Source organism: Paenibacillus terricola (assembly GCF_014779765.1).
In the GTDB taxonomy this organism is placed as follows: domain Bacteria; phylum Bacillota; class Bacilli; order Paenibacillales; family Paenibacillaceae; genus Paenibacillus_T; species Paenibacillus_T terricola.
In genome coordinates, this window is sequence record NZ_JACXZA010000003.1 from 469,157 (window position 1) to 483,681 (window position 14,525).

Annotated in this window: 10 protein-coding genes; 1 reads left to right on the top strand and 9 read right to left on the bottom strand. The window is 49.5% G+C overall.

The annotated features are described in order from the left end of the window. Nucleotides 1-28 precede the first annotated feature (28 nt). The 9 genes from H8B09_RS14200 to H8B09_RS14240 all read right to left on the bottom strand — a co-directional run bounded on the left by H8B09_RS14200 (nt 29) and on the right by H8B09_RS14240 (nt 13,419). Nucleotides 29-940, bottom strand: a complete 912-nt coding sequence (locus H8B09_RS14200) for a carbohydrate ABC transporter permease (protein WP_191204173.1) — start codon at nt 938-940, stop codon at nt 29-31. Further along, nucleotides 937-3,489 carry a DUF5696 domain-containing protein gene (locus tag H8B09_RS14205; RefSeq protein WP_191204174.1) on the bottom strand — a complete coding sequence of 851 codons (2,553 nt, stop codon included), beginning with the start codon at nt 3,487-3,489 and terminating at the stop codon, nt 937-939. The genes H8B09_RS14200 and H8B09_RS14205 overlap by 4 nt, the downstream gene beginning before the upstream one ends. 17 nt (nt 3,490-3,506) lie before the next feature. Next, nucleotides 3,507-4,133, bottom strand: coding sequence for a Yip1 family protein (locus tag H8B09_RS14210; protein WP_191204175.1), 627 nt, complete (start codon nt 4,131-4,133; stop codon nt 3,507-3,509). Continuing rightward, on the bottom strand, nt 4,123-5,595 hold the full coding sequence (locus H8B09_RS14215) for a hypothetical protein (RefSeq protein ID WP_191204176.1): 1,473 nt from the start codon (nt 5,593-5,595) through the stop codon (nt 4,123-4,125). The genes H8B09_RS14210 and H8B09_RS14215 overlap by 11 nt, the downstream gene beginning before the upstream one ends. Nucleotides 5,596-5,611: 16 nt before the next feature. Continuing rightward, nucleotides 5,612-6,487 carry a carbohydrate ABC transporter permease gene (locus tag H8B09_RS14220; RefSeq protein WP_191204177.1) on the bottom strand — a complete coding sequence of 292 codons (876 nt, stop codon included), beginning with the start codon at nt 6,485-6,487 and terminating at the stop codon, nt 5,612-5,614. 4 nt (nt 6,488-6,491) lie between these two features. Further along, nucleotides 6,492-7,451, bottom strand: coding sequence for a carbohydrate ABC transporter permease (locus H8B09_RS14225; protein WP_191204178.1), 960 nt, complete (start codon nt 7,449-7,451; stop codon nt 6,492-6,494). 17 nt (nt 7,452-7,468) lie between these two features. After that, nucleotides 7,469-10,300 (bottom strand): extracellular solute-binding protein, encoded by a 2,832-nt coding sequence (locus H8B09_RS14230; RefSeq protein ID WP_224753665.1) that lies wholly within the window; start codon nt 10,298-10,300, stop codon nt 7,469-7,471. 142 nt (nt 10,301-10,442) lie between these two features. After that, complete coding sequence (locus H8B09_RS14235) at nt 10,443-11,852, bottom strand: ABC transporter substrate-binding protein (RefSeq protein ID WP_397376069.1); 1,410 nt, start codon at nt 11,850-11,852, stop codon at nt 10,443-10,445. A 157-nt stretch (nt 11,853-12,009) separates the two neighbouring features. Beyond that, a complete protein-coding gene (locus H8B09_RS14240; protein WP_191204180.1) occupies nt 12,010-13,419 on the bottom strand; it encodes an ABC transporter substrate-binding protein in 1,410 nt (469 codons plus the stop codon). A gap of 286 nt (nt 13,420-13,705) precedes the next feature. Here H8B09_RS14240 and H8B09_RS14245 point away from each other — a divergent pair, with 286 nt between their 5' ends. Continuing rightward, nucleotides 13,706-14,479: a helix-turn-helix domain-containing protein gene (locus tag H8B09_RS14245; RefSeq protein WP_191204181.1), complete on the top strand. Its 774-nt coding sequence runs from the start codon at nt 13,706-13,708 to the stop codon at nt 14,477-14,479. Nucleotides 14,480-14,525 lie beyond the last annotated feature (46 nt).

The window sequence follows — 14,525 nt, forward strand, 5'->3', positions numbered from 1 at the left end:
GGCCAATATCAACGCTCTCACGCTCCCTCTAATCTTGGTAGAAGACTCTCTTCGAAATGATATACGTACTGATCGACAAAATAATCATGATGCTAATGAAATACAGCCAAGCCATCGCAGAGCTTAATCCGAAATCAAAGTTATTGAAGCCGGTCGTCTTAATCAGATCGGTCATCTTACTGCTTGAGAACGAATCGATTATCGTATAAATGACGTTGACGAGAATAAGCGGACTGACCATCGGCAGCGTGATTTTCCAGAACGCCTCGTAGCCGGTCGCTCCTTCCATCTTGGACGCCTCGTAGAGCTGAGGAGAGATCGTCTGAATGCCGGCCAGGAAGATTAGAATCTGCACGCCCGATTGACTGACGATCGTGTAGATCCGATCGACCGCTCCTGTCAAATACGACACGATATTCTCGCTTACGCCGGCCTGCAGCATGAAACGTTCCATCTCGATCGTCCCGATGCCGCTGGATGAACCTCCAGAAGCACTTTGCTGTACGATCTCTTGTACCAGGCTGTTCATCTCAAGATTGGCGATAACGCCGGAAGCCAGAATAACCGGCAGGAAGAAGATCGACCTTGCCAGCGCTCGGCCTACGAACTTCTGATTCAGCAATACAGCCAAGAAAAGGCTGAAGATAACGATGAGCGGCACATTGACCACCATGTTCACGATCGAGTCCGTCAACGTGCGATTGAAGCTGGTATTCACGGTTAGCGCATTGATAAAGTTGTCGAAACCGATGAACGTAATCTTCATGCCGTCCGATTTCGCTTCAATGGTGCTCAGACTATACCGTATCGAAGTGATCAAGGGCACAAGGAAGAAGAGTAGAAATCCGAGCAGCCAAGGCAGCACATAGAGAAAACCCCAGAGCGACTTCTGCTGTGCATAAGTCCGTTGCTTCATGTCGAGTTTCATTATGGTTTTCAAGATTGCACACCGCCCGTCATATAGCTCTCCGCTTCCAATTGCTTGCCGTCTACCTGAACTTGCGAGCTGTTATAGTTTACAATGACATATACCCCGTTCGCATATACCGTCTTGTATACGCCCTCGCTCAGCTTCTCGTGCGAGGTAATCGGTTGATTAGCCACGTGCTTGAGCACATCGTTAACCTCATGGTAGATGTCGGCGGCCTTATCCATCCACAGCTTGTAATTCACTGCATACAGGTCATTGTTATCCGTATCCTTGACCTTATAGTTCGGCTCGTAGATCCACTCGAAGAAGACGCCCGAACCATATTCCAGCGACTTCAGAATATACTGCCGCTCATCCGTATAAGAGGTCAGGTTGTACGGTGTGCCCGTGTAATTGATATAGCCGCGAATAACCATCTGATAGAATGGAATTTCCTCATCCTCCAGCTTGAAGCTGCTGTTAGACATCGGTGCGTCCGTAATATCGGACAAGAATGGCAGTGCATAGGCATTGCCGCCCTGTGCCATGATGTTCATTCCGCTCTGGCGAATCGTATTCAAAGCAGAAGTCGAGATGTTCTCCGACTCATCGCGATCAACCTGCTCATGCTTCCGGTAGTCACTGTTCAATTGGCTGCCCAGGTCTCGTAGAGATATTCCACCTGTTTGGTAGCCCTTCATCCCCTTCAAGATGTCGTCCACATAACCGCCAACAACGCGAGGCGAGACGACATAAGACGGCGACTTCGAGCGGTCGCGGCGATTGAGCGCCATATCAAGCGGGTACAGCTCGGCGACCAAGCCGCGCAAGTTTCGGGAAGCGTTCGATTTCTCATCGAAATCCGCCCCTGTGTTAGCCGTCAGTACCGCGATATCCGGGAACAACGTGACGTTATGTGCCTGTGCAAAAGAGATAAGATTCTTCAGCTCTTTGCTGCCGCCAACTGCACCATCAACCTTAATATGATCCGGTACTTTATGGTCGAGGCCGCCATTGAACCATCCCGAATATTTGACCTTAATGTTGGCAATCTCCTTCGATTGCACCTGACTGATCATATCCTGCGCCTGCTTGAAGGTCGTAAGCGACTCAAGCGACGTATAAGGAATGCCGACGAAATGCTTATCCTTAGCAATGCTGCCGACTAGCTGCATGTAGAATGGTACGTCTTCAACCTTGGACTCCGTTTGCTTCGCCGGCAGCCCGTCATGCTTCTCCAAATATTGCTGATAGTACTTCGCCATGGCTGGATAGCTGGCATCGCTTCCATTCAGGAAGGCATACCGCACTGTAAAGTCCGTCTTCAGAGGATCCTCTTGAAAATGCGGCAGCGTACGCTCCTGGTTGTTCGCCGTCAGTGTAACCAGACCTTTATTCGTCAAAGTGAACGAAGGATAAACATAGTTATAGCTGTTCAACTTGCCGCTGATGTCGGCGTTGATTGCAGCAACAGCCGCACCTTCCTCAATTATCCCGAGAAGCGCACCATGATTCTTAATAATGCCGAATACCGGCAGCCGCACAGCCTGTTCGTAGTTCGCGTCCTCGACCGTCTTCGTCGTCAGATCGTCTCCATATACGAGCTGCTGATAGGCCGGATATTGGGTTTTACCATTGTTGAAATGAATGAGAGAGCCTGATCCGTCCGGCACGAACAACGAGCCTTGCTCTTCCTTCCCGCCTGCGCCGAAGAAGCTCAACAGCGAGATCGTCGCGATCGGATAGGCGCTAGGCGCATGGATATCCGCTTGCGGCACTTTCACGACAAGGCTGTCGCCATCCAGCGTATACTCGATGGATGCGAAGAAGATACGCGGAACGACCTTGTCTTGCGTGAAGCCTAGCTCTTGCATATCCTTCTCTAGATCTTGTTCGGTATAGCCGGCATCCTCGAACGCCTTAAAGGCACGATCCAGCTGAAGCCCGTTCAACGCGGAGTCATTGCGATCGTAAGTGCCTTTGTCGGCATTTTCTTTGTACGCGATGCCCAATGCGCGTTTGCCCGTCTTATCCAGCTTATCGGACAGTTCCTTAAAGCGTGCCGCGCTTAACTTGAGGGGCAGATCAGCAGCCGACTTCTTAGCCGTACCGAACTCATAGGTGACCTTAACGCCTTTGTCGATCGATTCATACTTGACCTGCTTGTATGAGACGCTATCGGTGAACGTATTAATCGTGTTCGATTGCCCGAATTTGTTGTAGTACTCGATGTTCATCTGCGCGGACAGAAGAGCTTTATTGACGCCTTGCGCAGCCGAGTCCGAGTCTCTCTCCGCCGGGTTGCTGTACCAAATCTCACCCGATTGCTTATTCAGAACAGCTATCATGCCCGTCTGATCATCGACGAACAAGGCTAACCGATCGTTCTGACTAATCCCCTTCATCCCGGCGACTCGATTGTCACTGAACGTATTGCTAAGCTGAGATCCCGACTTGAATGCAGTAACGTATTGTTCCATCTCGTCATTCTGCGCAGCCGTCTGCGTGCTGGAACATCCTGCAATTACAAGTCCGATCAGTAGTAGCAGGCATAGCAAGCCATTGCGGGTAATGCTCATTTCCCCTCCTCCTCTCTCTATCTCCTCAGTGCAAGCTCTTTATATACCACGTTAACGAACGACACCATTTGCTGCGTCAGGCTGAAGAACAACAAGCAAATAAAAGCTATAAAGCCCATTGCCACAACCGTCAGCAGGATCGTAGCGATCGTCTTGGATGGCGAATACTGGTGAATCGTCATATTCCCAACGAATAATAGGAACAACGACCAGAACACTGCGAAGCTGCTGAAGAAATAATAGAAAGCCGCTTCCTGCAACGAGATGACCTTACTAAGCCAAATCCACGGGAAATTAATGACGATCATTGGCACGAGCGCGAAACAGGTCGAAGTGAAAATGTCGACGAATTTCCCTTCGCCGTCCATCAGTGTCGTCAACGACCAGTTCGCCACGCACCAGAATAGAACCGGAACGACTACATAAGCGATCTCCATCAGCGAGTTCATCTCGTTCGGATTTATAAGATTGACGAGAAAACCGCTATATTCGGAGCTCAGGATGTTCGTAATGATCAGCAGGATCAAAATGACGAACGAAATAATGACGTTATTCCGCTGGGTACGGTCGTATTTCAAATCCCAAAAGCCATTAAAGGGATGCATGATGATATAGAACGGATATTTAATCAACTCACGATTCAATCGAAACACCCCTTATTCTGCGTAGCTTCTTCCTCTTCCACAGCACCCTTGCCACAAATGCAACCACAAGAACGACAATAATTCCCGTCATGATGGTTGGAAAATGCTCTCTGAGCACCTGCTTGCGATACAGCAGGAACGCCTTCGAGTAGTTGCCGCGGTCATAGCTTTCTTCAAAATAATGCATGGCTTCCTTGTACTCGCCTTTGCGAAGCAAGGACTTGCCGATGCCGGAATAGGCGTATTCGAGATTGGCATTCATATTGATCGTCTTGTTATAGAGCTCGAAAGCCTTCTCTTCATCACCGCGATAATAGGCTCGAGTAGCTTCATTCAAGGTGCGCCCGTATTCGGTCGACTTGAATACGGTGATTTCGCCGAATGCTTTGTCCAGAACGAGGAAATCATCGCCGACGCGTTCAATGGCGACAGGCGTTTTGAACTGCCCAAGTTGGTTGCCGATTCCGCCGAACATGTACATGAAGTGACCGTCGCCGTTGTAAGTGAATACCCTGCCCCTTGCACCATCGAGCACGGAGTACATTTCACTGTCCGTCACATCGATATCAATCAACCGACCGGGCCCTTGCTCTGTCGTATACCGAATATCGCCTTTCGGGTTGAAGTAACCCGTTCTTCTAAGAATGTCACTGCCCTGTGCATTCAACTTCTTGATCGTGTCGCCCCAGATGTCGCCGTTCGTCGCATAGATGAACCCTTCATCGTTAATGTCCAGGTTCGTGAACTCCGTTGGGGTGAACATGACCATCTGGCTGCGCTGCGCCCTCGTCGACAGCCGTTTCCACAGCAGCTCCGTAGGGTCGACCTTGACTCTATTCGCACCGATGAACGAGGTGAATTCGCCGTTCTGATTAAACTCCATGAACCCGTCGAATACGCCGATAGACATGACATAGATACGTTGTGCCTGGTCTGCAATAACGCGCACCGGCTGGAACTTGAAGTTCGAGTTAAGCAGATCCGATTGCGGCGGATCGATGACCTTAATCACGGTCAGGTTAGCATCAAGCTCGACTACGCGTTGATTGCCGGTATCCGCTACAATCAGCTGCTTCTGAGGAGACACGAACAGACCTTGCGGATTGTTGAACGTTTCTTTCTTCCCATCGCGCATGAAAGAGTCGATAATGCGAATGAGCTTGAACTGGCTATCGAATACAACGATCCGATTGTTGCCGGAATCAAGCACATAGATTTGGTTGTCTGACGTTACATGCAGATCGCTCGGGTCCTTAAGCGCCCCGACGCCTAGCTCCTTGCCGTTCAATACGGTTGAAGCCTTATAAGCTGCAGGTGCGGCAACGGTTCTTCCCCAGTACGAATAGTTATAGGAAGAAGCGCCGGTATCCGCGTATGCAAGCGTTCCGCCTAAGCTGGCGCCGATCAGGCAGCACAGCGCAGTCAAGAGTAGAACTCTCCATCTGTATTTGCTCTTACGCATCGTCCAATTCCCCCCTCTACTCTTTCATTCCGGAAGTCGCCATCGTCTGAATGACGTTGCTCTGCGAAATGATGAAGAGCGTGATCGGAACGATCATTAAGATGAGCGCGACTGCGGCGCCTACGCCGGCCCGCGCTATGCCTCCGGCAGTGATCTGCCCCAATGCATAGTGCAATGTCTTCAGATTCTCGCTGTAGATGAAGTTACCGCCGTCGGATCCCCATAGCGCCGGGAACTGAAGGATCATGAGCGTCAGCCATGCCGGCTTCACGTTCGGCATTACGATCTGCGCGTAGATCCGATATTCGCTCGCTCCGTCAATCTTAGCGGCTTCAAGCAGCGCATCCGGAATTTGCTCCATGAACTGCTTCATGAGGAACAAGCCAAGCGGGAACGCAAGCGACGGGATAATAATCGACGCATGCGAATTGATCCATCCAAGCCACGACATGACCATGTAGTTCGGGATCGCAGTGACATGGCCCGTAAACATAAGCGACATGACGACGATCGAGAACAGCACTTTGGAGCCTGGGAAGCGGAACTTCGCCAATGGATAGGCCGCTGCAGACGATAAGATGATATGGCCGACTGTACCAACAATCGTAATAAACAACGTATTGACGATATAACGCGACAACGGCACCCACGAGTTGCCCATTAAAGCGACCAGATCGTAGAAGTTATCCGTCGTCGGATTGCGTACGAAGAACCGAGGCGGGAATATGAACAATTCATCCAGCGGCTTGAACGCATTGTTGATCGCATAGATGAGCGGCAGCACCATGAAGGCGCCGAATACCGCTAGGAACAAGAACAGTATGAAGCTGACGGTAAAAGAGCGATTCAGCTTTTTCGGCGCACGCAATGCGCTTAATGTTTTGGTTGCCACCTGGTCACTCCCCTACCCTTCTCAGCAGTTTCTGCGTTAGCATGTTCGTACCTAGCATGATGACGAACAACACGGTTGCGATGGCGGACGCATAACCCATTTCGAAACGAATAGTGCCGTAATCCATCAAGTGCGTAACGATCGTATGACCGGCGTAGTTGACGCTCGGGAAGCCTGCAAGCGCAATCGAGATATCGGCAACCGCGAATGAGCCGGTAATTTGCATGACGGCGCCAAACATGAGCTGCGGACGCATCGATGGCAACGTAATGAACCACAGCTCCTGCCAGCGATTGCGGATGCCATCGATCGCACCTGCTTCGATCAACGATTTGTCGATCGTCTGCAGACCCGCAATGAAGGCCAAGAAGCTCGTGCCGAGGCTGAGCCACAGCTGCACGATCATGATGATCGGCAGAATGTATTTCTCATTCGTCAGCCACTGGATCGGTTCAAGGATGAAGCCCCATTTGATTAAGAAACCATTCAAATAACCATATCGGTCACCTGAGAACACGATAAGCCAGATGAAGAAGACGTTGCCAGAAATCGATGGCGCATAGAACACGAGCGTCATGATAGCTCTGACCTTAGGCGAGAGCTCATTGATGATCCAAGCGAATAAGAAACAGGCGATATAACTAATTGGACCGCTGATGACCGCGAAGAGGAACGTGTTCTTCACAGCGATCATGAATACGTCATCGTTCAGAAACAGCCGCGAGTAGTTCTGCCACCCAATAAACCGAGGAAATTCCAGCATATTGAAATAGAAGAAGCTGAGCGTGATTGAAATTATGACTGGAATAACGGTGAAAGCAAAGAAGATAAGCATGTAAGGACTCATCAGAATGTAATAATGCTTATTCTTGATAAGCTCACGCATCAGATTCCCCAGTTTCGAATGCTTCTTCGGATGGACGAGGTCAGTAGAGACAGCAGGACTGATTGTTTCGGCTTGCATCGCATTCCACCCCCTAACTATTTGTCTAGATTGAATTCTTGGCGCTTGACCGTAATCTCGTCATTAATGTAGAGAATGTAATCGGATAGCGCTTCGCGCGCATTCTCATTCGCATTGACGACCTTACGGAATGCATTATCCAGATGACGGCCTGTGAAGTATCCGCCTGGAACCTGCGGAATGCCTTGTACCCACTGCCACTGCTCTTCCAGATTGCGATAGTCCTTAACCGGCCAAGGCAGCTCCTCGAGCGCCTCGACATTCGCCGTCGGATAGCGCGCCGCTTCACCCATCAGGCCTTCCATTTCACGGCCATAAGCGATTTGGGTTTCCTTGGACGTCCACCATTTCATGAACTCCCAAGCGGCATCCTTGTCCTTCGCATTCTTCAGCATCATGACGCCGGTCGTGTGGCTTGCAACTGCATGGTCCACTGTGCCATCGCCCTGTTCTGTGCCCGGTACAATCGTGAAATCCCACAGCCCTTTGATTTCCGGCGCGAGGACCGTAAGCATGTTATACGTCGTATAGTCGGCGATACCGATCGGCATCTCGCCCGTACGGAATCGGTTCGGGAAATCCGCAATCAGCGGGAATTTGTAGTTCGTATAGAACTGTGTCCATTTCTTGAAGACGTTCATCGCAATATCGGAATCCAGTGCGCTGCTCTTGCCGTTATCCCGATAGAACTCGCCGCCATTCTGATACAGCAGAGCTGAGAACGTCGCGTTCGGTACCATGTTGGCGTTGCCTTGCTCGATCGGCAGCCAGAACTCCATGTTGTGCTTCTGCAGCACGGAGATCATATTATAGATGTCCTGCCACGTCTTAGGCACCTCGAGTCCGAGCTCTTTCAGAATGTCTTTGCGATAGAACAACATTGGGAACGATTGCTGCTCTGGCAAAGCATACGTTCCGCCTCCATAGCGATAAGGCGTTAAACCGCTCTCGCGGAAACGGGAAGCGATCTGATCGTAATCCGGGAACTGCTTCAGGTCTGCTGCCGCATCCCTCATCGCATAGTTGACCGGCACATCTTCGCCGATCTGCATCGCAACGTCCGGCCCTTCGCCGGCAAGCGTCGCCGGAAGCAGAATGTTGGCAGGAACCAGCTTCAGACTGACGGAAATATTCGACTCCGGCGTGAACGTCTCGTCGATCAGGTTCTTAAGCACCTGCGCTTGGTCGCGTCCTGTCGTAATCCATACCGTCGTTGAACGGTTGCCCTTGCCTGTATTGCCGATGCTGTCATAATCCTCCGTATAGGAAGCGACTAAACCGCCTAGTTCATGCTTCACATCCTGGGCGAACGTCGCTTGGGCCCGTGGAAGCTTATAACCAGGTGAAGATATAGCCAAATAATCAAGCGTAATCGGCTGTTCGCGCACGGTGAGAATCCAAGTGCCTAAACCACCTATGTTGACCTTGAAGGAAGCGAGTCGTCCCGGAATCGTCTCCGGCTTCTTCGCCATGTCATCCAACTGCTTAACGAGCGTATAGAGCACTGATACCTTGTCGCTTCGCTCGCCCGTCATTTGCTCTAGATATTCCGCTACGCTCGATATCGTCTTGGATTGTTCTTGGAAGACCTTGATCATGTCTGGAATCCGTTTCTCCAGCTGGTAATCGCGCAGCGTATCCGGCGAATTCGATGTAATCATAATGATTTTGCGATACATCTCGTTCAATTGGAGAACGCTCGACTCGATCGTCTGGAGCAACGGCGCCATTTCGCCAAGCGATACCGTCATCCGAATGCGATGCGTGCCTTTGGTCAAATGGAACAAATACGGCTCGTCTTTGCCATTGCCAAGCACGTCATTGCTCCAATCCATCCCGAAGTCGAAGCGCAGCCGCTTCATTTCCTTGAATGGATATTCGCCATCGATCGTTAGGCTCCGCGTCGCGAATATGCCGCGCAGTTGATCTTGCTTCTCTTTTAATGCAATTTGATATAAACCATCCGCCGGCGCTTCGAATTCCCACTCGATCCACTGACCTGGAAGTTTCCAGTTCAGTCCGCCGATGGTGTTGATTCTTAGCTTAGATACATCGTATGGGATGACTGTCGGGCTCGATCTGTCAGTCAACGGATATAAGGTCGGAGACGACTTGTAGACGGCCTTCTCCGCCTGAATGAGAACATATTGGTTATCGACTGGTTTTAGCCCTTTAGCCTCATATTCGCTCTTCAGTTCTGCATACGTCTTCACGTTAGGATTGCGATACAATTCGATGTAATCGATAGCCATCGGCTCGCGCATTGCTGTCAACTTAAGGTTCTGCACGCCTTTATCGAAGTAGAAAGAGTAAGGCTCGTCATAATAACCGTTGCGGTCCGATACGGATTCGGTCTGCCATATCGGCTTCTCAATTTGTCTTGGACGCAGTTCATTGCCTCTGTCATCCCGCTTAATCTCATCGGACTGATTGCCCCATACACGGTCGAAGGTAATAATATCCGCACCGCTGAATGGAACTTTGTTATTAATTTCAATCTGACGCTCAATCGCCGAGCTCTTGCCCTCCAGCGGCAAATAACGAACTCGAATGTTGTAGAGCCCTGCCTGATCGATCGGCACGTTCCAGCTTATCGATCCTTCTTCCGGTGTTAGGACCGCTTGCGCGCCTTGTTCATCGACGACCTGGAATCCGTCTCCTTCTGCTGTCTTATAGCTCTCGCCCTCAATACGAATGACAGTATCCGGCCGAGCCGCTGCCTGGTGGTTGTTCAAGTACATGTCATAGCTGTCGTCACTCACAGACGTCGTGACAGCCTTGAAATCAGCCATCGCTTGAACGCGTCCGTTGTCGGATGAACTCGAAGGGTAGAACGCCCAAATCGACATTAACAATACGGCGAGAACTAATATGATCGCGACGTAGTTCTTTTTACTTAAGTTCACTCTTCTCCCTCCTGCAGCGAAAGACATAAAATGTACAGTCCCCATTAGAACCTTCTAAATGGGGACTGCTCTTAGCGATATCGATTTACTTTTTGTAAACTTTGTCAATCGCCGATTGGAATACTGGTTTGTACTTCTCGATCACTGTCGATACCGAAGTACCGCTATTAATCTCGCCAACGAAATCATAGAATTTCAGGTCTGGCATGAACGTGTTGTGGTCAAGCACGAGCAGATTCGGTTGCACGACCTTCGCGTTGTTAATATCGTCTTCGTTCGAGAAGTTCGATTCGAGCGTTGATTGACCTGGGTAGTCATATACCGAATCGATGTCGTTAATTTTCTCCCAAATGTACATCAGCTTGTCTGGATCTTTAACGCCTTTCGGAATCGTCAGCGCTTGGAGCAAGCCCTCGAACGAGTGATACGTGGATGCGCTTGGACCTTTAGGGAACGGCACGAAACCGATATCCGCATCCGGCATATCCGTCTTAAGACCGCCGATTTCATACATCGCGCCAGCATACATAAGCGTATTGCCCTGACGGAAGAATTGACCAGGCTCGGTCCAATCTCCACCTTCTGTAGGTCTAGGGATTTTCTCGGTCATAAGCTTCGATTCAAAGTTAAGCGCTTCCAGCGTCTTCGGATCATCAAGGTTTTGCTTGTCATCCTTCGTCAAGCCCGTTTCATTGGACATGAGTGCAAATTCAACCAGGCCGTTGTTCGCCAGACCCCAAGTGTCAAGCTTGCCGTCATTGTTCGTGTCCTTGTTTGCTTCCTTCGCAACTTGGATAAACGTATCCCAGTTCCAGTTGTTGTCATTGACATAATCCTGAAGCGGTTTCAGACCAAGCTCATTCATCAGCTTGCGGTTGTAGAAAATGCCTTGAACAAGGTTGCCTTGATCTTCCGTGAAACCGTAACCGCGGCCATTATACGTATACAGCGAATTCGTCATCGTTTGGTTGAAAACATTCGCATTCTTCGTATACTCATCAATCGGCTGCAGCAAATCTTGTTTGACGAGCGTAGGGACCGTGTACGTTTTGCCCAAGCGTACAATATCGCCGAGCGGCTGGCCGGACAGCAACGATGCCGTTACCTTCTGTTGATACTCGCCATAGTCAATGGAAACGTACTCCATTTTGAAATTGTGTTTCTTCTCTAGCTCTTCCAGGTTCTTCTTTTTCTGAATATTGTCCGGGTTGTCCTCGCCAATTGTCATGTCCCACCAGGATACAACTTTAATCGTGCGACCACCGAGATCGAAATCCATGTCCGGCGTTTTGTACGCCGCATCGTCTGCCGTTGCGTCTGCACCGTCGTCCGTTGCTGCATCGTCGCCTTTTGCATCCGTGTCCGTTGCTTGATCGGTCGTGCTTTGGTTAGCAGAATCTGTTCCTTTGCTACCTTCGTCCTTGGAGCCGCTGCTTCCGCAGGCTGACAGAACCAGCATCATTGCCGCCGTCAGCATCAACAATTTTTTAGGCACTCTTTTGTCCCCCTCGTTTAGTGAGAAATGGAACTTACAAAGAAAGTGTAGCGCTTACAATTGGAAGTCAACAACCCGTCTTAACTTAGGTGTTGTACCTGTCAAAATATAGGGCTATCTTATAAGCTTCTAAATGTGGACTGCTCTTAAGCGATATCTACTTTTTGTAAACTTTGTCGATCGCCGATTGGAACACTGGTTTGTACTTCTCGATTACTGTCGATACCGAAGTACCGCCGTTCAGTTCGCCTGCGAAGTCATAATATTTCAGGTCTGGCATGAACGTATTATGATCAAGCACGGACAGGTTCGATTGAACAAGCTTCGCATTCTCGATATCGTCTTCGTTCGAGAAGTTCGTCTCGAGCGATGATTGGCCTGGGTAGTCGTAAACCGAGTCGATATCGTTCATTTTCTCCCAGATGTACATCAGCTTGTCTGGATCTTTAACGCCTTTCGGAATCGTCAGCGCTTGAAGTGCCGGCTCGTACGAGTGGAACGTCGATGCGCTTGGTCCTTTAGGGAACGGTACGAAGCCGATATCCGAGTCCGGCATATCCGTCTTCAGACCGCCGATTTCATACATTGCGCCTGCATACATCAGCGTATTGCCTTGGCGGAAGAATTGACCTGGCTCCGTCCAGTCGCCACCCTCTGTCGGGCGATTGACTTTGTCCACAATAACCTTCTGTGCGAACGTAAGCGCTTCGATCGTTTTCGGATCGTCGAGGTTTTGTTTATCTTCCTTCGTCAGACTTGCTTCGTTGGACATCAGTGCCTGATCAAGGAGGGAGTTATTCGCAAGTCCCCATGTGTCAAGCTTGCCGTCATTGTTCGTATCTTTATTCGCTTCCTTCGCGACTTGAACGAACGTATCCCAGTTCCAGTTGCCTTCTTTGACGTAATCTTGCATTGGCTTCAAGCCGAGCTCGTTCATCAGCTTACGGTTGTAGAAAATGCCTTGAATGAGCGCGCCTTGATCCTCTGTGAAGCCATAACCGCGGCCATTGTAGGTATACAGCTCATTCGTCATTTTCTGATTGAAAACATTCGCATTCTTCGTGTATTCATCCACCGGCTGCAGCAGGTCTTGTTTCGTTAGCGTAGGTACCGTGTACGTTTTGCCCAAGCGGACGATATCGCCGATCGGTTGACCCGACAGAAGCGATGCCGTTACCTTCTGTTGATATTCGCCGAAATCGATTGGAACGAATTCCATCTTGAAGTTATGCTTCTTCTCCAACTCTTCCAGGTTCTTCTTCTTTTGAATATTGTCCGGGTTGTCTTCGCCAGGCGTCATATCCCACCAGGATACAACCTTAATCGTACGGCCGCCGAGATCGAAATCCATGTCCGGCGTTTTGTACGCTGCATCGTCTGCCGCTGCATCCGCACCGTCGTCGGCTGCCGCATCGTCGCCTGTTGCATCCGTGTTCGTTGCTTGGTCGGTCGTGGTCTGACTAGCAGTATCTGTTCCTTTGGTGTCTGCATCTTTGGAGCCGCTGCTGCCGCATGCTGACAGAACCAGCATCATTGCAGCTGTCAGCATCAACATTTTTTTACTCATTTTTTGTCCCCCCGTATGATAAATAGAACTTACACAGCAAAGTGTAGCGTTTACAATTGAAATGCAACAACCTGTCGCAGCATAGGTGTTGTACCCGTCAAAACGTAGGAATGTCGAGATGGACATCCAAACTTTGCGTGAAAATTTCGATGAGGTAAACATCTGCTAACGAAGCAAAGAAAAGCACGTTGTTTGACCGTACCCCCATTTAACATAATAAAAAAGTAACGATTGATAACGTTTGCAAACGACAATCTTTTTTTCATCGTAATAGGGGGTTATCTTCGTGTATAAGGTGCTGCTAGTCGATGCTGCTCAACAATCCAAGGACACGACGATCGGTTTGCTAGCTTGGAGAGAATTAGGGTTTTCCTTGGACGATTATGTTTCAACACGAACAGAAGCCATGTCCATGTTCGCCAGCCAGCAGTATGCGCTTGTTCTTATTAATATGAACTGCGCACAAGTGGACGGCATTCGTCTCTGCGAGCAAATTAGAGAAACGAGTCGAGTGCCTATCATTCTGCTTGGGGGCGACAATGATTTTCAGCTCGCTCGCAAGGCGATGTGTTATCAAGTCAGCGATTACTTGCCGGATCCCATCTCGCCTGACGAACTGCGTGCAAGTTTGTATCGAGTTCAACGGGAGCTGGAGGAGCTTATCGGCACAGAAATTAAAGCGCTTACAACTACACCTGCAGACATGATGACTCCTATTCCTGTTCCTTCTCCTTCCAATATCATTGATAAAGTAAAGGAATTCGTTGAAGAATCGCTGCATCAGAACATTACGCTTAAGGAAATCTCAAACATATTCCATTTCAACTACTCCTATCTAGGGCAGAAATTTAAGAGCCATGAGAACATGACCTTTAATGAATATTTGCTTCAGCAACGGATGGAGAAAGCGAAATATTTGTTGGAGCATACCGATATGAAAATCTATGAAATCGCAAACGAGGTTGGGTATACGGAGATGGATTGGTTCTATAAGAAATTCAAAGCCTATACGGGCGTAAGCGCCAATGAGTTTCGAAAGATGATCTCGATCACCGCCTGATCGCTTATAATAGAACAAACACTGTGCTAAGAGGTGCATATTCAGT